This is a genomic window from Chryseobacterium culicis (assembly GCF_002979755.1).
GTDB lineage: Bacteria > Bacteroidota > Bacteroidia > Flavobacteriales > Weeksellaceae > Chryseobacterium > Chryseobacterium culicis_A.
Map to the genome: position 1 here is coordinate 1,740,995 of NZ_PCPP01000001.1, position 20,449 is coordinate 1,761,443.

The following is a 20,449-nucleotide window of genomic DNA, read 5'->3' on the forward strand; positions in this document are numbered from 1 at the left end:
CCTATGAATCAACACATGAAAAGAAAATTGTTATTTGGTGAACGCATGTTATTGGGAGACGGTACAGAACCCTTTAACGCAGTCATTCCGTTCAGACTGAGAGGTACTTTTACCTTAAAAGAGATCCAGCAGGCTCTGGCTCAAATTCAAAATAAACATCCATGGCTGAGAGCATTGATCAGCCATGATGAAAAAAATATTCCATGGTTTAATGTTCCGGAAAAACCTATTTCTATTCCTGTAAGAATCATCACCCGACAAAGTGAAGATCAATGGCAGGAAGAATCCAGGAGAGAATGGAACACCATTTTTAATTACGAAAAATTACCTCTGATCCGGTTTGTATGGATCAAAGGGGAAAACGTTTCTGACATGCTTTTTGCGTTCCATCATTGCTTATGTGATGGTGGTTCTGCAATGGCTTTTTTAAAAGAATTTCTTCTGGTACTGGATAATCCGGCTGCCGATATTGGAACAGAAAATCCAATCTTAGGCATTCAGGATGTTGTTCCCTCCACTATTCTGAACAGCCGCAGGCAGAAACTGAAAGCTAAGTTTATCGGAAGACTGGCCGCTACTGCAATCAAATGGATTCCGGTAGGTAAAAAAGTCGTTGAAAGACAGAACGACTACCTGATCCACTGGAAACTGGATGAAACCCTGAGTAAAGAGTTAATTAATTACTGCAAATCCCAGGAAGTGACCGTCAATACATTTTTGAGCGCATCCGTATTGCAGGCATTTAAAAAAGTAAGAGGAGAAAAATCCTTCAACAAGGTTTCCTGTCCGGTAGATATCAGAAGGTTTGCCAATCAGATTAAAGAAGATCATATTTTCGCTTTCGGGCTGATGATTGTGGTTTCTTCTGATGAAAAGCTAAGTTTTGAGGACAATCTAAGGACAATGCAGAAATCTGTGGAACAAAAGACCTCAAAGCTGAATCCTTACATCACAATGATGGTGATGGAGTCCGGACATGATGCACTGAAGAATTTTACCAAACTGTTAAAAAACGGAAAGTCATCCAATGACTGTATGTTTTCCAATCTGGGACGCATACAGATTCCTCATGAATACAAAGAGTTTACGGTGGAGACGATTTTCAGTCCGTCAGTCATTGGTCCATTAGGAAATACAACGACTCTTGTAGTCTCTACTTACCGTGGAAAAATGGATTTTTCATTCATGGGAAGCGAAGGATATTTGCCTTACACCAATGCTCTGGCAGTCCGTGAGGAGGTAATGCAGATTATACATTCACAACTGAAACAAATGGCAGTATCATGATCAAAAGACCTTTAATGATGGTGGAAAGGATTATGTATGTAGATCCTGAAACGCCTTTAAACTGTGTTTATACAGCAAGAATCAACGGGGAGATTCCCGAAGAAAATTTTAGAACAGCTTTAGTAAGAATTCAGCAGAAACACCCGCTGTTGAGAGCCAACATTGATCATAGCAACGGACGATATCCTTTCTTTATGGGACAAAGAGATATCGAACCCATTCCGCTTCGTATTGTAGAGCGAAAAACGGATGAGGATTGGTTCAAAGAATCTGAAAAAGGATGGTTCCAACTTTTTGAAACTCCTAAAAAACCATTGGCTGAAGTAGTCTGGGTAAAAGGACAGAACACTTCTGAAATCCTTTGGATCATGCCTCACTGTATTTCTGACGGAACTACCGGAGTGACTTTAATGCGTGAACTTTTGAGTTTACTGGATAATCCTTATGCTCCTTTAATTCCTTATGTTGCTTTTGAATCTGTTGATGATTTTCTTCCTTCGGATTTTAATACAGGAATTAAAAAATATAAAGCCGGTCTTTATCTGCTGTTTGCCAAAATTTTCTTTGCAATCCAGCGAAAAAGTAAAAAGAGAAACAGAGGAAAAAACTACGCGATTCACTGGAAAATGACACCGGAAGAAACCCAGCTGATTACTGAAAAATGTAAAGCCAACGGAATCTCTGTACATGCTTTACTGTGTTCTTCTGTGATGCAGGCATTCCGTGATGTTCAGGGAGACCGTGCCAAAGGTAAGGTGATCAGCCCTGTAGATGTGCGTCATTTTATTCCGGAAATTAAAGAAGACCATTTATTTGCTTTCGCTCCAACGGTAGAGCTTTCTGTGAAGAAAGACAACAAAAATGTGATGAGCAATGCCAAAGAAATCAAAAGGAATCTTATTGAGAAAATCAGTAAAATGGAAGCCCGTGAGCTCCTGTGGATGGGCGAACATATGCATCCCATTGTGGAACGCATGATCCATATGCTGAAATCCAGCGAAGGCGGACATGATGTAACCTTATCCAATATGGGAAAGGTCAATATCCCGAATGATTATAAAAATTTCAATCTGGAAACGGTATTCAGTCCTACTGTGGCTTTCCCATGGCTGAACTCAAATACCTTAGTCACCAGTACGTACAACCAGCAGATGGACTTCACCTTTATGTCCAATGAAAATTTTCTTCCCAAAGAGGAAGCCCATCAGATAAAAGATAAAGCCATCGAGCTATTGACCACCTCTCTATGAAATTTAAAATAAAGCCGCCGAAGCCGAAACTCATTAAGAAAACTACCCTGAAACGCTTTCTCATCAAGCGTACGATTTACTATGTCCTTCCGAATGTGTTTTTTAATTTCATTATCGCCTACGCAAGCTTCAAAGAATTAGGGTACACTCATTTTTTTTCGGGAACCCAAAATCTGGCCCGCCTTACCCTGCCTATGGCTATTTTTCTTCCCGTTGTCCTTACCATTGACATTATTAAAAGAGTAACGGATGCCGCCAGTCAGGAAGCGATAGAGTTTACGGTAGATGAACAGCTGAATATTAAAAAACTGATGACCAGGCTAAGCATCTTACATGGTTTGATTACAGGTTTACTTGTACTATCCCTGCTCTTTATCGGACAGTATAATTTCTCCAAAGATTATAAACTGGATGCTACCGCCATGGCTATAGTCGTGGGTATATTGGCAGGAGTGCTATCCGTGATTTTTGTGTATTTACCTGTATGGAGATTGAGAAGGTGGATGTCCAGAGTAAAACCTCTGTCCGCAGACATCAACACATAACCCACAGTCAAGCAACACATACAGCACTGTATTTCATTTCATTACGAATTAAAAATTCTGAATACTCCCGGATGACTTAGTGGTCACCCGGGATTTTAATATCTCCATCAACTTAATTTTTTTCTTTAAAACTCAATATTTGATAAATTTTTTATATTTATATCAATAATTTTCCAGAATTTTTCTTGGGCAGAATGAGCAATAATGTATGTACAAAATCACGGATCAGTTAAAAAATATAGGATTCAGTATCAATCGTTTAGATTATATTATTACCAGAAATAACAACAAAAGAGAATTCAGCACATTAGACTATTTTTGTATTTATATTATTCTTGAAGACATCCAGTTAACGGTAGAAAATGTTCCGTATTCATTAAAAAAGGGAAATATAGCCTTCGTAGGACCACAAAAGAAAATCGTTTTTGGGGAGACCAAAAGATCAGATGTCTATTCCATTGCTTTTTCATCCAGTTTTTATGAAAGATCAACCAAGGACAGCCTTTTTATCAATTCACAGCTTTTTTACAATTATAATTCTGAAATATTTATAGCGCCATTCATCAATATAGAACAGATGAGGGTCATATTTCTGGAACGCATGGAAAGTTTCCGGAAAAAGGATGAAAGTCTCTATATATCTGCTGCCCATAACGCCATAGAAAGGCTGATGCTGGACGCATTTTTTCATATTCCCACTGAAGAGATCAAAAAAGATATCAAATTCGACTATATGTATTATGTGAACCGCTTCAAAGTGCTTTTACAAAGAGATTATAAAAAAGCAAAAAAGGTGGCCTACTATGCAGGAGAATTGAATATCTCCTCAAGAAAACTGACCGAGATGACAGAGTATGTACTGGGAAAAACAGCCAAACATATCATCATTGAAAAGCTGATTACCGAGTGCAAAAAAGCACTGGCCTTTTCAAACGCTACCATCTCTGAAATCTCTTATGAGCTGGGTTTCAGTAATGAAGGAAATTTTACCAATTTTATTAAAAAACATACCGGAAAAAATCCCTCAGAAATGAAATAATTTGTATATTTACATAAGTAACCTTTTGGGGAAAAATACAGGTTATATGCTTGCAAAGTACATTATATTCATTTTGTTCTATTTTGCTATTACAAAATCATTTGCCCAGGCAGCAGACGGTTTAAGGCTTAACGTAAGGCTTTATCCGGTACAGATGCTTGCTATAGGCTCAGGATTTTCGGACGATGGGAATGAGTCTTCCTCCCGGGAAGTTCAGTCTGTGACCATCTCAAGTCCGACAGGGTTTCAGCTGAATGCACAATATAATGAATATCACAGTACAATCGGTAATTCCGAAAGCAACAGAGAAAAGTTTGAAGAATATACTCTTATTAACCATTCTAAAGGAGTGGTTCAGGAGCAATATCCTATCCAGCATGAGATTAAAAATGCAATGGAAAATTTAAGCGTTAACAGAAGTGACGACGAAAATTTTTTAATATTAACTCTAATTTCTCAGTAAAAAATTAAGCAAGGCCTATAAAAATAACTATGCAACGAATAACACTTTTGCAATTTATTCATTCCCTTTGTATTAAGTAAGTTTAGTGTTTAAGATTAATAAAACATTAAATTTGCTTTATGGTGATTTTATCAGTATTTAAATGATACTTTTTATGTAATTATTCATAAAAAGTATTTATTGCTGTGCGCTAATCTGTTTGTAAAAATTCACAAATAATAAGTATCTTTTCACAAAGGTCCTGATGTTCTTTGTATTTACCTTTGCATCCGCAATTTTAAAAACAATTAATACAAAAAAAACATCCTTAACCTTATGAAAAATTTAATCTTAGCATCTTTTGCTATTCTGGGATTCACTACACTACAAGCACAAAATGTAACGCTAAATGTAAGACTTAAACCCATCCAGACTCTTGTCGTTAACAACGCTCAAAAAGTCGTTAATTTAGACTACATCACTAAAGATGACTATGCCAATGGTGTATCTTCTGTAAACGCAGATCACTTAAGCATCTACAGCACAGGAGGATTCCAGGTAAAAGTAAAAGGTGGTAACGATGTATTAGAGTATGGAGGTAAAAACATCCAGGCTAACACCATCCAGATTAAAGCAAGCGCAGGTTCTGACGCTGTAAACGGTGCTCAATATGCTCAGAATGTACAGTTATCAACTAACGAAGCTACTTTGGTAACTTCTTCTACCGGAGGAGTAGACAAAAAAATCAACATTGAATACAAAGGAGCCGGAGATAGTAAGTACCTGAACAATTATATTGCCGGACAAGATCCTACAGTATACACTACTGAACTTACGTATACCATTATTTCTCAATAATAGATATCATTTTGTAATGATAAAGTGTTGTACCTACCACAGCACTTTATCAACACTTAAAAACTAATCTCCGCCATGAGCAGACTTTCTCTTCTCCTTTTCAGTCTTCTTTTCCTATCCTCTTTTCACGGATATGCACAAACAGGAGTTTCGGTTTCACCGCCAAGACTGTACTTTGAGTCGGGAAACGGAAACAGCAATACCCAGACCATAACGGTAACGAATGTAAGTGCCAAGAATTCTCTGGATCTTGCCATAAGTTTGGGAGACTGGGAGTATGACGGCAAAGGTGAGAATATAACGTATCCCTCCAATACCCTACCCACTTCCTGCGCAAGTTGGGTTTCGGTCAAAAAAGAAGAGAATTACTTTACCCTGGCTCCCGGAGAAAAAAAAGATATTGAGGTAACTCTTACCGTTCCGAATGCCCTTTCAGACCAGCTGGCTACCCATACAGCCGTTTTGTATGTAAGCCAGATGAATCCGGTAGATGATGTGGATCATAAGGGAGCGAATATCAAAGTAAGCATCCGCTCAGGAATCAAATTATTCCATAAGCTGCCTGCAGCCAAAACCAAAAAACTTGAAATCCAGAATCTGGTATACGGAAAAACAACCCATACCATCAACCTCTTTTTTGAAAATCAGGGTGACCTATGGGGAGACGGAAAAATATACACCGACTTTGTGAATACGCAAACCGGAAAAAAAGTATCTCTGGATCCCGTTATCTTTTACACCATGCCCGGAAATAAAAGGGAAATGAATATCCCTATTCCAGCAAGCCTTGAAAAAGGAAAGTATACCGCTTCCGTCATGATTGATTACGGAGACAACAACAATCTTGAATTAGGAGAATTAAGTTTCAGCTATGAGTAGTAAAAAATTCTTCTGTTTCTTTCTGTTGGTTTCCCTGAACTGCTTCTCACAGGTCAATTACAACTCATGGGTGAACAGCTATCTGCAGATTAATTCTTACAGCGGAAATACCAATCCTGATGCTTACACCTTTACCCTGGCTGGTAATGGCGCATTTAATATTCCTTACTGGAAAATATCCATGAGGCTGAAACAGCCTATCACTTCTACTGACGGAAATTATACGATGCCTGCCAACAAAATATCATTTCAGCCGGTTTCCACTTCAGGACAGGCTTATCCGGGACCTGTGCCCACCATTCCTCAGATCGGAATGCCGCTGAATACTTTTCTTCAGGCCAACCAGGAAGTCTTTTTAATTCCGCAGTCCAATGCAGCACTGTATAATCAGCCGCCACAGCCCAACGGATACTATAACCTGCAGGTAAAATACAGCCTGACCGTTATGGGAGGATCTTATCTGGGAAGCTACCCTTCCTGGACCAGATTTAACGCTCCGGTACAGTTTACGGCATATGACCAGTACAACAATATTATTGGCAGAGGAGATCACATTTTTCAGTTCCACATCGGGCCACTCAGCGGAAGTCCGACCGATGTACCTGAAATGTCGCTTCAGTTTTCTGCAAAAGCGGTCAACGGATCACTGGAATTCAAAAGCATGTCAGATTATGTCAACGGAGTAAGTGTCACCTATTCTAATGGACTGATTGTAAAAAGCAATACCAATTACCAGATCAAATTACGTTCTCTTCAGGGACAGTTCAGCTCTCCGGCCGGAAACTACATTCCTTTAGGAACCGTAAAAATGAATCTCATTCCCGTTTCAGGAAACAATGGAAATGTATATCCTATCCTGCTGAGTGCTTCTCCACAGCTTATTGCGACAGGAGGCTCAACCGGAAGTTCCAGCCTGTATTATGATATCAGATATTCCACCAAAGCCAATGATGAAAGACTGATTAATGCCAAATCGGAAGAATATTCCACCACCCTTCAATACGAGATTATCCCCCAATAACCATGCTTCAAGACCTGTTCAAAAAAATCTTTTTCATTTTTTTGATTTCGTTTCAGATATGGATTCCGGCACAAAGCAGTTCCGGAATAAGTCTTGATATCCGCAATGAATCCAGAACAGATAAAGCAGGTATTCTGGATCTGATCATCGTTCTTGACAATCAAAGCACAAATGATTTCAAAGGAAAAGTAAACATGACGATTCCTCAAGGTTTCAGAAATATTTCAGGAAACCAGCTTAAGGTCGAAATGAAATCCGGTGAGCACCTTTTTTTACCAGTAAAGATTGTGGTCAGCAACAATGCAGTTTCAGGAGATGCCCGACTGGGTTTCCGACTTTCGGACCCGCAGAATAAAACAGTTGCAGAAAAAGAAATCCTGTACACCGTCACTGAAAATAATGCCATGCGCATCACCGCAGAGAATCCGGTGATCTATATGAATAAGGCTACCGATTCGGTAGAAGTAAGGGCAAGAGTTTCCAATCTGGGCAACAGAAAACAGAAGGTAACAGTTGTATTTAAAATTCCCGAAGCAGAGCAAGGAAATGCTTTCATAGAGAAAACAGGAAGTATTGGCGTGCAGAAAGATTCAGTCTTTGTATTCCGTTTTCTGCCTTCCAGAATCAGATCCCGCAGCACTCAGATTTCCGTCAATATTGCAGGCTTCAGGGAGCCGGACAGAGAAATATTCGGTAATACCAGTGTTTCCATCCAGAACGTTTCTTCGGTGCAACGTTATGAAGATATTGAATCCACTGCTTTTTCCAACTTTACAAAGAACACTATCACGGCAAGTTACAGACATGCCGGAGAAAACCTGGACATGTATCAATTGGTAGGTTCCGGAGGATTCAATCTTCCATCAGGATATATTTTCATCCGGGGAAATATCTATACCATGACGAATCAGAGCGATCCTGTTGTCAACAATACCTATCTGACCTATCGCCGCGAAAACAGTGAATTCACCATCGGAAACATCAACAAAATGCTGGAACTTTCCCTGTTTGGAAGAGGGCTGGAATATGCCTACACTTCTCCCGATAAGGACACAAAAATTGAAGCAGGTTTTGTAGATCAGACCTATAGCCTTATAGAAAGAAATTCATTTCTGAAGTATGGCTACGGATTCTATACCAGAGGAACTCTTGGAGCCCAAAATGCGTCCCGCAATATCTCCGGAACATATATTTTCAGGGATGATCCTTATGAAAAAGCCAGACATCATGTGGCCGGAACAGACCTTCAGCATGCCTTCGGGAAAGACTGGAAAATAAATACAAAAGTGTACGGCGGACTGAGTTTCTACGAAAATAACCAGTCTACCAAACCTTCCCTCGCTTTGGAATCCCAGTATTCCGGAATGATCGAAAAGGTCAATCTGAACGGAAATTATTTCTACAGCACCGATTATTATCCCGGAAACAGAAGAGGAATTTTACAGATTCAGCAGAATTTTTCCACGATGATTTTCAAAGACCATTATGTATATGCCAACATTTTGGCTTCCCATTTTTCGCCCAAGTTCTACTTTTACAACAACACGCTGAATTCAAGCAATGTAAGGCTGGATACAGGAATCAATTTTCCTAAAAAAGGGAATTTCGGGATGGGACTCGGCTATCAGTATCAGGAAGAAAATTCCAATTCTTACAACAATTTTTTCAATGCCCAGCCCTACGAGAATACGAAACAACTCAAAGCACAGCGTTTTACGGAATATCTTACCTGGCTGAGCCCTGATAAACAGCATACCTCTATCCTGAGCATGGAGACAGGATGGGTGCAATATCCGGACAACGACAAACAGCAGTTCCAGATGAAGGTAAGCGGAACCTATGGCTACAAATGGCTTACGGTGAATGGTATTTATCAGCATGGAAGTTACTTTCTTTCCGAATATGCTTTTTCAAAAATGATGAACAAAAGCACTCCCTACAAAAAGCTTTCGCTTTCCGCTTTTGTCAATAAAAACTTCTTCGACCATAAGCTGAATGTGACCACGGGATTTTCTTATACCGATGATGTTCTGTACGGAAAATCACCTTCAGGCTTTATGAATCTGAAATATTCAAGGGAAAGATATGCCCTGTATCTGAATTCTTCTTACTTCAGTTATACGGCAGGAAGTTTTACCAATAATCTGTTGACCATTGAAGCTGGCGTGACCGTCAACCTTAGAAACAGCACCCTTGATCCGGGTAAAAAAGGCGATATCAAAGCGTTTGTCTATTATGACCTGAACGAAAACAATATCTATGATGAGGGCGACAAAGAAGCGGCAGGCTATCTCATTATGCTTAACAATATTTCATTTAAAACAGACCCGTCAGGTTCTATAAGCTACCGTTCCATCCCTTATGGAAAGTATGCCCTGAAACAAGTGATCCAGCAAGGCTGGTATTATGATGAAACAGAATTTACGGTAGACAAGCACCACTACTCTTTTGAGATTCCCCTTCATCAAAACGGAACTACCCAGGGAAAGATAACCTACGATTTTGATTCCAAAACCTCGGTGGATTTCACGCCTAAAACAGGAGGTATCCTGTTCAATATATACCGCAATGAACAGTTAGTACATCATATCATCACCGATGACAACGGTGAATTTGCCTCCTTCCTGCCCTCCGGAAATTACAGGATTGAACTGAACAAAAACTCTCTGCCATCCAATACCTATTGTGAACGCTCTACTGATACCTTCAAAGTAGAAGCCGGGAAAATAGTACAACTGGAGCCTTTTGTGATTAAGGTAAGAGAGAAGGCGATTAGGGTGAAGAAGTTTGGGAATTGAATTATGATATAACTATTTATCAAACATTTATAAGATAATAACCAATCTAAATGTATATGTCACCTTAAAATTCTAAGAATAAACTAATATTTTCAAGATGATTATGCCCAAGTTTTTACTATTTTTAAGGTTGAATTAGATTTCAATTTATTAAATAGTGCTCATGATAGATAAAAGTACAATTGAAAAGCTTCTAAAATTTCGTGATGACAGAGACTGGGAACAGTTTCATAATTCAAAAGATTTAGCATTAGCTTTATCCATTGAAGCATCTGAACTTTTAGAAATATTTTTATGGAAGAAGAATGAAGATTTTGATAAAGATAAATTGGAAGAAGAATTAGCCGATGTGTTCATGTATGGTTTACTCCTTGCAAATAAGAATAATATAGATATCAATAGTATTATTCTAAAGAAGTTACAGAGAAATAATGAGAAGTATCCTGTGGAAAAAGCAAAAGGAAAATCAAATAAGTACGATGATTTGTAGTACAAGAAATGAAGAATTTTACAATTACAGAGGAATACGATTTTGATCACCTCATAGAAACTAAAATAAATAATAATCATAAAGACTACTTATCCTGGCCAATAGTTTATTTTTTGAAAAATAAAAAAACTAAAGCTGCTTATGTTGGAGAAACTACAGATGTATTAACCAGAATAAATACCCATTTAAAGTCAGAAGAAAAGAAACAGCTTTCATCTGCGAATCTTATTTTAAGTGATTTATTCCACAAATCTGCTACCTTAGATTTAGAATCAAATCTTATTAAATATATTTCAGCTGACGGACAATACACATTACAAAATGGGAATCTGGGAATTTCTAATCATCAATACCATGAAAAGAAAGTTTATTGGGATTTATTCAAAGACATTTGGGATGAACTTATACAACTAGGTATATCCCGACATTCTCTTGACTTTATCAATAACTCAGATCTTTTTAAATATTCTCCGTATAAATCTCTTTCTAAAGAACAGATCAAAGGATTGAAAATGATTCTAAACTGTTTACTTGATGAAAATGCTAAAGTCAGTCTTATTCATGGAGGAGCTGGAACTGGTAAATCTATTTTAGCAATTTTTTTATTTAAACTATTGAAAACAAATTTAGAGGATTTCAACTATGCTGATTTTGATGAAGATGATGAAGACCTTTTCCTTTTACTAAAAAGGGTTAAAAATAAATTTAAGGATTTAAATATGGCATTGGTAATTCCAATGGCATCATTTAGAAAAACCATTTCTAATGTATTTAAGAATGTAAATGGCTTATCTGGAAAAATGGTAATAGGACCTTCAGATTTAGCAAAAAACAAATATGATCTTATTATAGTTGATGAAGGACATCGGCTGAGAAGGAGAGTAAATTTAGGATCTTACTTTGGAACATTTGATATAAATTGTGAAAAGTTAGGTTTAGATAAATCTACCGCCTCCGAACTAGATTGGGTTATTCTGCAAAGTAATAAATCTATTATTTTTTATGATCAATATCAATCTATAAAACCTTCAGATACCCTTAAAGAAAGTTTTAAGAAATTAGAATTGGCTCCTTCAACACGTGTTGAAAAATTAAAAACTCAGCTTCGGGTACGTGGTGGCAATAACTATATAAAGTTAATTCATAAAATTTTTGATACCCCTTCCACGCTTTCATTTGAACCTTACAAAACAAATGATTACGAATTCTATCTTTTTGATGACTTATCTCAAATGATTGATAAAATTAAAAAGAAAAATGAGCTACACGATTTGTCAAGAATGGTTGCTGGGTATGCCTGGGAATGGGTTTCAAGCAAAAATCCTGAAGCTTATGATATTATTATTGGGGAAAACCAATTAAAATGGAACAGTGTTTCTGTAGATTGGGTCAATTCACCTAATTCTATCAATGAGGTTGGATGCATTCATACTACACAAGGTTATGATTTGAATTATACAGGAGTAATTATAGGACCTGAATTGGATTACGATTTTGTATCTGGAAAATTTATTATTGATAAGCAAAAGTATAAAGATAAGAATGGTAAAAACTCTATTAAAAATGAGGAAGAATTATTAGGCTTTATTATCAATATTTATAAAACCATATTGTTGAGGGGAATAGAAGGTACTTACATTTATGCATGTAATGAAAATTTGAGACGCTTTCTTCAGCAGTTTATTCCATCTTATAACCCTTCCTCCACTGATAAGAAATTAATAAAAATTTCCAATATTCCTACAGAAAGTTCAATTCCTTTCTACGATTTAAATATTGCGGCAGGCTCTTTTTCTGAATTGCAGGAATTAGAAAAGGTGAAATATATAGAACTGGATAGTATAGAAAATAGAGATGATTATTTTGCATGCACTGTAATAGGTGAATCAATGAATAAAATCATTCCCAATGGGAGTATTTGTTTGTTCAAGAAATATAACGGAGGTTCGCGTAACGGCCTAATAACTTTAGTTGAGGGAAGAAACATTGCTGACTTAGAATTTGGAAGCAATTACACTATTAAAGAATATTCCAGCAAAAAATTAACTGATGATGAAGGATGGCATCATGAAGAAATAATATTACTACCCAAATCAAATGATTTTAACTTTGAACCAATCGTTCTTAGGGATGAGGAAATAGTTGATTTTAAGGTCTTAGGTATTTTTGTGAAAGTATTGAAAGTATAGAAAAAATGTTCAACATTTCTGTTGAACATTTTTTATAATATCTTAAGTTATCCTCTCTCATTAAAGCTCAACATCATTTCACCCTCCCTCTTTCTCCATTTCCTTCCTTACTCTTTCTTTTTTTCTTCAAAACCCCAGAAAAAACAAACCCCATTATCCCGTTTTCATTTTCTGATGAACACCCTCTGAAAATCTTACAAGACCCTATTTTTCTATGCCCTGCACTCGCTATATTTGATTCAACAAACAACCAAAAAACACAATATTATGGCACTAGACAATTTAATCAGTGTAAGCTTTTCAAAAACAGATCTGGAAACCATTGACAAAGCGATTCAGGACATCCAGTCTGTACTTATAGGGAAAACCATCAACCTTACTCCGGATCAGCGACAGCAATACGGAAGAATTGCAGAACAGAACAAACTCTTCGTGAATAAAGCCAAAACCTATATGGAACAGTATACGCAATATGTTCCTCCCTTCCTGGATAAAGCAGAATTCGACAAAGATTATACCGCCAGAGAACAGATTGAACAAAGACTGCAGCAGATGGATTCCTTAGCAGAACAGCTTTCAGATACCAAAGTATTGCTGGATCACGACAATTATCATAACTCGATCAGCTTTTACAGGAATATCAGATTCCTTTCTGAAGAGAATGTACCGGGAACCAATGTCATTTATGATGATATGAGACAGTTTTTTGTAACCACACAAACTCCTCAGCAAATTCAAACTCCTCCATCTTCCACAGATCCTAATACTCCTTCTTAATCAATAGGACTAAAGCAAATACATCTTCTCTCCACATGAGCACGTGAAAACGTGCTTTTTTTGTGATTATCTATCTGCCGATTTTTGGTTGGAAACCTCACATTGAGCGAAGTCGAAATGTTCTTGCGCCTTAAGAATACATTCAGTCTAAAAACTTTGTGCCTTTGCGTTTCAAACAAAATAAATTAGTACACATTATCCTCACTCACAGATTTTAAGAGTTGCTAAAAATGGGTGGAAATCGCAAAGGCGCAAGCTATTATCACAAGGATGCTTTGTAAGGCGCAAGGATTTTATCTCCGATAAAATTTCTGATGCTTTATTATAGTTTCTTTGCTGAAAACCTCACATTGAGCGAAGTCGAAATGTTCTTGCGCCTTAAAAATATAGTAAGCCTAAAAAACCTTGCGCCTTTGCGCTTCAAACAAAATAAATAGTACACATTATTCTCCCTTACAGATTTTAAGATTTGCTAAAAATGGTTGGAAATCGCAAAGGCGCAAGAGCTTATCATAAGGACGCTTTTTAAGGCGCAAGGATTTTATCTCCGATAAAATTTCTGATACTTTACTGTAATTTCCTGGCTGAAAACCTCACATTGAGCGAAGCCGAAATGTTCTTGCACCTTAAAAATACATTCAGTCTAAAAACTTTGCGCCTTTGCGTTTCAAACAAAATAAATACTACACATTATCCTTTAAGATTTGCTAAAAATGGTTGGGAATCGCAAAGGCGCAAGCTCTTATCATAAGGACGCTTTGTAAGGCGCAAGGATTTTATCTCCGATAAAATTTCTGATACTTTATTATAATTTCCTGGTTGGAAATCTCACATTGAGCAAAGTCGAAATGTTCTTGCGCCTTAAAAATATAGTAAGCCTAAAAAACTTTGCGTCTTTGCGTTTCAAACAAATTTCCGATTAGATTTTTTTTTAAACGCAAAGTTCTATTAGCTATAATGGATGATTTGAGAAAGCAAAGGAAAGTCGCTGTGCTACTGATGAAGCTGCATGGATAGTGAAATGGCTTTTTATAATAACATTTTACCCCCTCTACCCTCTTCCCAACCCTCTCCAGGCAGTATAGCAACCGTCCCGAGCCACTTACATAACGGGCTGGAGCCTCTTCAGAAGTCCCCGGAGCCCCTTATCCAAGTCCGTCTACCCCCTTACCCAAGGGGGTATAGCCCCTTCATGAAGGGGGTGGAGCCCCTTCGGAAGTCCCTCCAGAGGCTTATTGAAGTGGCTGGAGGGACTTCCGAAGAGGGTAAAGCCGTTTTAAGGAACATTTTTGTTAAAAAAATCACATATTTCCTTATGCAGAAAATGAAGAGGTTTACTAGTATGACTGCTTCCAATAATTTCTCTTTTAAAAATTTAATAGTCATAAAAAACCAGATGTTTTTAAATAGTACAAGACATGCTGTTGCTTCACGAAAATATTTTTGCATATACCAAAGTAACCTTCATACAAATAGGTCAGATTTTTACCATCGGCCCATTAGGGGTAAAAAGCAATAACTATAATTTTTTTAGTCAGTTACATCCATTCAGCGGATATTCTTCAACACCTTTCAAAATACTCAAAATCAGTTTAATGTGTACATATTAACATCCGATTTATGCACATAAATTACAATATTTTTCACCCCTAAAGAATATTATTATAAATAGTTTTGAAATATTTCTGAGCCTATAACAGCATCTGATTCTCAAAAAAAAATAATAAAAAAGAATTGGATTAACCATGATCTATCAGGACAAACTATGTTAACTTAAAAAAACACGGGAATGAAAAAAAATTATCTCAGTGCATTCACTCTATGCACAATCCTCGGCGTATCCGCTCAGGAAGTAGTGTGGCAGAAAGACCTCAAATCCTCCACTCAGGATTTTCTCAGCCAGGTCACTACCACCATCGATCAGCAATATCTGATCACCGGAAGTTCTATACCGTCAGGAAGCGGAAAGCTGGAGGCTGGAAGTAAGCAAAACAACGGTTACGATTTTCATCTGGTAAAACTGAATCAGCAGGGACAGGAAGTCTGGGAGAAATATTTCTCAGGGTTCAACCATGATTATTTATCCGCAACTGTCACCACTCAGGATGGCGGATTTTTATTAGCCGGAACATCGTATTCAGGAAAAGGACTGGATAAAAAAGAAGATTCCAAAGGAGGATCCGATATCTGGCTGATCCGAATCAATGAATTTGGCGATGAATTATGGCAGAAAACTTTGGGAAGTTCTTCTGATGAAGAAGCCAGAGCGGTGATTCAAACCACGGATTTAGGATTTTTTGTAGCCGGATCCTTCGTCTCCGCTCAAGAAGGATATGGTTCAAAAGATATTACTGTCACAAAACTCGACAAAGACGGAAAAGAATTATCTCAATTAATTCTAGGGGGAAAAGGGTTAGATGAAGTCGAAAAAATGATTCCCACCCGTGACGGAGGAGCCTTACTGGGAATTTACTCAAGAAGCTCATCTGTTAAAACAAATAATCAGCAATCAACGATCAACACTAATATTCCGTCTGACAGACCTGCAACCCATACCCTGTTATCTGCAACCTCAAAGCAAAGCGACAACTTCGGTGAAGGCGACTACTGGATTGTCAAACTCGACAAAAACGGAAAAGTAGAATGGGAAAAGAACTTTGGAGGAAAAGCTGATGATCATATCAGAACCCTGGCGTTGACTTCAAATGGCTTTGTGATTGGGGGTGAATCCAGATCAGAAAGATCCGGGAATAAAACGGTAGGCCTGGAAGAAGGAACAGACCTCTGGCTGATTTCCCTAAATGAAAGGGGCGAAGAACAATGGCAGAAGTCCTACAATTTTGGAAACCGTGATGTGCTGATGGGAATGAGTGTGATTCAGAGCCAAGATGCAGGAACCAAGAATCAAGATTTTACCAAAGGAATATTGCTGGGAGGGTATACTCAGGCTGAAGGAAGAATAGAAAAGGATGATGAAACATTTTGGCTCCTGTACATTGACCAGTTAGGGAACGAAGCATGGAGAAAACACGTGAATGGAAAATCGAGACAAAAAGAGGAAAGACTTTCCGACATAAAGCTGAACAGAGACGGCTCTATTATTCTGGCCGGAACCAGTGCAGAAGAACTGGGGAAAGAAAACTGGAAGATTGTAAAGCTGGGCGATCAACAAGTGGATCAGCTTATTGAAAAATACGACATCAAGATTTATCCAAATCCAGTATCTGATTATGCTTATGTTGAAATCGGCTTTGATTTCAAGGATGCTGACATTCTGTTGTATGATATGTCTGGAAGACAGCTTCAAAACCTGAAAACCACAAACAAAGTAACTAAGATCAATACCCAGGCTTTGGTTCAGGGAGCCTATCTGGTGACAATAAAAACGGATACCAACAAAACGGCGAATGCCAAACTGATTAAACAATAACCATAAAAACACAATCATGAAAAAAAATATAAGCAGTTTATTTTTCTGTTTATCCCTTGGGACTGCATTAGCACAAACTACGGGCAGCAAACAGTCAACACTTCCTAATATCATCCCACCTTCTTCGGAATCCTATAAACTGGGAGCATTTGGAAACCTTCCGGTAAGTCTTTTTACAGGGAACGCCAATGTAGACATCCCTATAACATCCTTTGCCACTGAAAATATCAATATTCCCATCAGACTTAATTATTTTTCCAATGGAATTAAAGTAGACGATATGAACGGCTCTACAGGATTGGGCTGGACGCTTACTTCCGGAGGCGTAATCACCCGAATTATTCGCGATCTTCCGGATGAGGACAACCAATCCAATATAAACATTCCAACCAATATTGGTGATTTGGGTACTAATACCACTGCGGCTATGCAGTTTTTCCAGGATGCTTCTTTCGATGATATAGATACCGAACAAGATTTGTATATGGCCAATTTTGGAGGAATACAGATTAAATTTGTATTTGATAAAAAAGGAATCCCGGTTATTTATTCTCAAAAAGATGTGGTGATTGAGGGTACAAGTGGAGGGAATTCCTTTACCATAACGGTAGATAATGGAACTAAATATTATTTTACAGATAAAGAAACAACTTCCAACCGTACTGCCGGAGCGGGACATTCCCTGATATCCGTTTCTACCACAGCCTGGTATCTGACAAAAATTGAAGATACTTCCAGTGGAGAAACCGTATTTATCGAAAATGTAGATGGTGGGTATACGGCTACAATGAGCCAATCCCAAACCTTATCTTATACTTCTCCTAATGCGGGCCCTATGACATCCAGCTGTGGAAATCCGGCATTTATTCGTTATCCCCAGGTCAGTGAACTGATCAGCCATAATCAGACGGTGGCTGGGAAACAAATCAAAAGAATATACAGTAACAATCCTTCCTATGGAGAAATTATTTTTGATTATCTGCAATCTGGAGACAGTGGAGACTATAAAAGACTGCAAAAAGTTACCAAAAAGGTTAATGGCAATATCATCAATGATGTGACACTCAATTACAATCTTACAGCGAATAACCGTCTGTTTCTTACTTCCGTAGTAGACAGTGTGTTAAATACTACCTATGGATTTGAATATAACTTACCCGATGTTTTTCCTCAAAGGCTTGCCTTCAGCAGGGATAGCTGGGGATATTATAATGGTACCATCGGCAATACCAATCTGGTTCCTTCAATATATGAAGTATCCTTGTGGAGTTCCTACAATGGGGCATCGCAGCCAGTCAGTCCACAACATACGCCTATAGGTATTCTTCAAAAGATTATTTATCCCACGAAAGGATCAACAGAGCTTTTCTATGAAAATCACACCGCGATAGAGAAAAATGTACTGCTCAGCCCCTCTGAAAGAACCGGGCTTCAGATTAAGGCGACAGCAGATGATAATAATGTTCATGTTGAAAATACAATGGTTTTTACTCCCTTGAAAACAGAAGATATCAGCCTGGGGGGAAGTGCCCAGTTTAACAGCTCGTGTGATCCTTCTGAGCAGGTTACTGGAAAACACCGGGCTATCGTTTCATTGCTTAAACCTAATGGCCAAGCGGTTCCATTATATTTTAAAAGTCCTACCGGAGTTGTTACTGATGCAGGGAATTCGGTTACTTTCCCTACTAATAATGGAGGAAGTCTTTTCGCTCATGTTCAGAAAGACGAGCCTTTAACTCTTAAACTTTGGACGCTTTTTGTTTGTACCCGTTCTACAGCATCCGCAAGTTATACCACTAAAGAAGCTGTTTACGGAGACAAAGAAGGCCCCATTGGCGGCCTACGGATTGCCAAAATTACAGATGCAACAGAAAACGGGATGGCAACTACCAGAAAGTTTGTTTACCGTGATTTGAATGAACAAAACACGGAAGCCGTTGTATTGAGAACCCCTGCATTTGAGGAACAGCTTCTCTATACAAGAACCTGTAGTACAAATAACCCCAACCTACCCAGTGGCTCTGTACCTACAGGAGTAGAAAGGTTTCCCTATACGATGGTAACTTCTACCAATATCAACCAACTGTTTGCTACCCATCCCAATGTATTTTATAAAACGGTGCAGGAAATTGTAGAAGGAAAATCTAATATTATTCATCAATATTCTACCAGTTCAGATGGTTTTGGAAAAGTAATTCATGGGGACAATATCCGAAACTCTGTATGGACCAACTTTGGATGGAATAATGGACGGGAAATTCTGACCAGGTATATGGACTCAGGAGGCAATCTGGTACGCACTGTAGAGATGAATTATGAAGAAGATAACAGCAGAAAATATCAGGTGGATGGATTTTCGATCAGAAAAAATTATGATAATCCTGTCACAAAGAATGAGACAAAACTCTGTACGGCAGAGGATGTGGTAAAAACGATTTCCTATACCCATTGTACTGCCAATCATGCTCACCAATACCAAGCTGCAGATGGATATAAAAACTGTCAGGCATCAGGAGCTCTAAATGTGACTCAAACGTATAATGATATTTGTTTTGGTAAGCCTGTAGGCCTGATTACTTATGAAGATAAACTGGATAACCTTGATATTATACAATACAAAAACATCTCTCATTTCGAGTATCTGAAGTCCCAGAAAACAACAGATTATCTCAACGGAAATGCCATGAAAACAGAAACCCAGTATTTCTACACCAATCCCCAGCACCATCAACTGACCAGTGAAAAAACAATTTTTCCAGACCTGTCCACTGCAGAGAAAACGCATCAGTACGCCCATGAGAAAAACAATCAGCTGATGATGGATAAAAATATGGTGGGTATCCCTTTAGAGACTCAAACACAGCAAACAGCAAATAATATCACCAAAGTGACCTCCCATGAAGAAACGGTTTATCCTACCGCCTTGCCTCATGCAACCACGGGAAATTTAGTGCTTCCATTAGCTGAATATTCTTATGATGCATTAAGCCCTACTATTTCCTCAAAGGAGGTTACCTATGAAAAATATGATGAAAAGGGCAATATTCTCCAGTACAGAGAAAAAGATGGTACTCCGGTAAGTATTGTCTGGGGCTATAACAAGACCAAGCCGATTGCAAAAATTATAGGAGCCTCATACAACCAGGTCGAAGGAATGATAAGTACTATTGTAGCGAAGTCCAATGAAGATGCAGCAGATCCCACCAAAGAAGCTGAGTTATTACAGGCTCTTGATGCCTTTCAGCCTGTAGGAATGGTGACCAAGTATACCTATGATCCTTTGGTTGGGGTAACCACCATAACCCCGCCGTCAGGAATCAGGGAACTCTATGTCTACGACAGCGCTAACCGACTGAAACAGGTTCAGGTAAGGGAAAGGGACAATACCGGAACCTACCGCTATAAGGTGGTGAAAGAATTCAGGTATCACTATAAACAGTAAGC

At 38.2% G+C, this 20,449-nt stretch carries 14 protein-coding genes; all 14 read left to right on the forward strand.

All coding sequences use genetic code 11. The features are described from left to right. Window positions 1-15 precede the first annotated feature (15 nt). The 14 genes from CQ022_RS07890 (at window position 16) to CQ022_RS07960 (ending at window position 20,447) form a co-directional block, all read left to right on the forward strand. Window positions 16-1,287: a condensation domain-containing protein gene (locus tag CQ022_RS07890; RefSeq protein ID WP_228421489.1), complete on the forward strand. Its 1,272-nt coding sequence runs from the start codon at window positions 16-18 to the stop codon at window positions 1,285-1,287. Next, window positions 1,284-2,537 carry a phthiocerol/phthiodiolone dimycocerosyl transferase family protein gene (locus tag CQ022_RS07895; protein WP_105680892.1) on the forward strand — a complete coding sequence of 418 codons (1,254 nt, stop codon included), beginning with the start codon at window positions 1,284-1,286 and terminating at the stop codon, window positions 2,535-2,537. The genes CQ022_RS07890 and CQ022_RS07895 overlap by 4 nt, the downstream gene beginning before the upstream one ends. Continuing rightward, complete coding sequence (locus CQ022_RS07900) at window positions 2,534-3,082, forward strand: hypothetical protein (protein WP_105680893.1); 549 nt, start codon at window positions 2,534-2,536, stop codon at window positions 3,080-3,082. Before CQ022_RS07895 ends, CQ022_RS07900 begins: the two co-directional genes overlap by 4 nt. Window positions 3,083-3,290: 208 nt before the next feature. Then, window positions 3,291-4,121, forward strand: coding sequence for a helix-turn-helix domain-containing protein (locus tag CQ022_RS07905; RefSeq protein ID WP_105680894.1), 831 nt, complete (start codon window positions 3,291-3,293; stop codon window positions 4,119-4,121). A 46-nt stretch (window positions 4,122-4,167) separates the two neighbouring features. Continuing rightward, the gene (locus CQ022_RS07910; RefSeq protein ID WP_123864403.1) at window positions 4,168-4,584 is read left to right on the forward strand and encodes a hypothetical protein; all 417 of its coding nucleotides are present in this window, start codon (window positions 4,168-4,170) and stop codon (window positions 4,582-4,584) included. A gap of 315 nt (window positions 4,585-4,899) precedes the next feature. After that, window positions 4,900-5,421, forward strand: a complete 522-nt coding sequence (locus CQ022_RS07915) for a hypothetical protein (RefSeq protein ID WP_105680896.1) — start codon at window positions 4,900-4,902, stop codon at window positions 5,419-5,421. A 75-nt stretch (window positions 5,422-5,496) separates the two neighbouring features. Continuing rightward, complete coding sequence (locus CQ022_RS07920) at window positions 5,497-6,300, forward strand: molecular chaperone (protein WP_105680897.1); 804 nt, start codon at window positions 5,497-5,499, stop codon at window positions 6,298-6,300. Then, entirely contained in the window at window positions 6,293-7,321 is a 1,029-nt protein-coding gene (locus CQ022_RS07925; protein WP_105680898.1) for a hypothetical protein, read from the forward strand. The genes CQ022_RS07920 and CQ022_RS07925 overlap by 8 nt, the downstream gene beginning before the upstream one ends. A 41-nt stretch (window positions 7,322-7,362) precedes the next feature. Next, window positions 7,363-10,119, forward strand: a complete 2,757-nt coding sequence (locus CQ022_RS07930; protein ID WP_123864404.1) for a hypothetical protein — start codon at window positions 7,363-7,365, stop codon at window positions 10,117-10,119. A gap of 163 nt (window positions 10,120-10,282) precedes the next feature. Beyond that, on the forward strand, window positions 10,283-10,609 hold the full coding sequence (locus tag CQ022_RS07935; RefSeq protein ID WP_077418536.1) for a nucleotide pyrophosphohydrolase: 327 nt from the start codon (window positions 10,283-10,285) through the stop codon (window positions 10,607-10,609). Window positions 10,610-10,617: 8 nt separating this feature from the next. Next, entirely contained in the window at window positions 10,618-12,798 is a 2,181-nt protein-coding gene (locus CQ022_RS07940; RefSeq protein ID WP_105680900.1) for a DNA/RNA helicase domain-containing protein, read from the forward strand. A gap of 267 nt (window positions 12,799-13,065) precedes the next feature. Then, the gene (locus CQ022_RS07945) at window positions 13,066-13,575 is read left to right on the forward strand and encodes a hypothetical protein (RefSeq protein WP_228421491.1); all 510 of its coding nucleotides are present in this window, start codon (window positions 13,066-13,068) and stop codon (window positions 13,573-13,575) included. Window positions 13,576-15,364: 1,789 nt separating this feature from the next. Further along, the gene (locus CQ022_RS07955) at window positions 15,365-17,005 is read left to right on the forward strand and encodes a T9SS type A sorting domain-containing protein (RefSeq protein WP_105680902.1); all 1,641 of its coding nucleotides are present in this window, start codon (window positions 15,365-15,367) and stop codon (window positions 17,003-17,005) included. A gap of 16 nt (window positions 17,006-17,021) precedes the next feature. Beyond that, window positions 17,022-20,447 carry a hypothetical protein gene (locus tag CQ022_RS07960; RefSeq protein ID WP_105680903.1) on the forward strand — a complete coding sequence of 1,142 codons (3,426 nt, stop codon included), beginning with the start codon at window positions 17,022-17,024 and terminating at the stop codon, window positions 20,445-20,447. The last annotated feature ends 2 nt before the right edge of the window (window positions 20,448-20,449 follow it).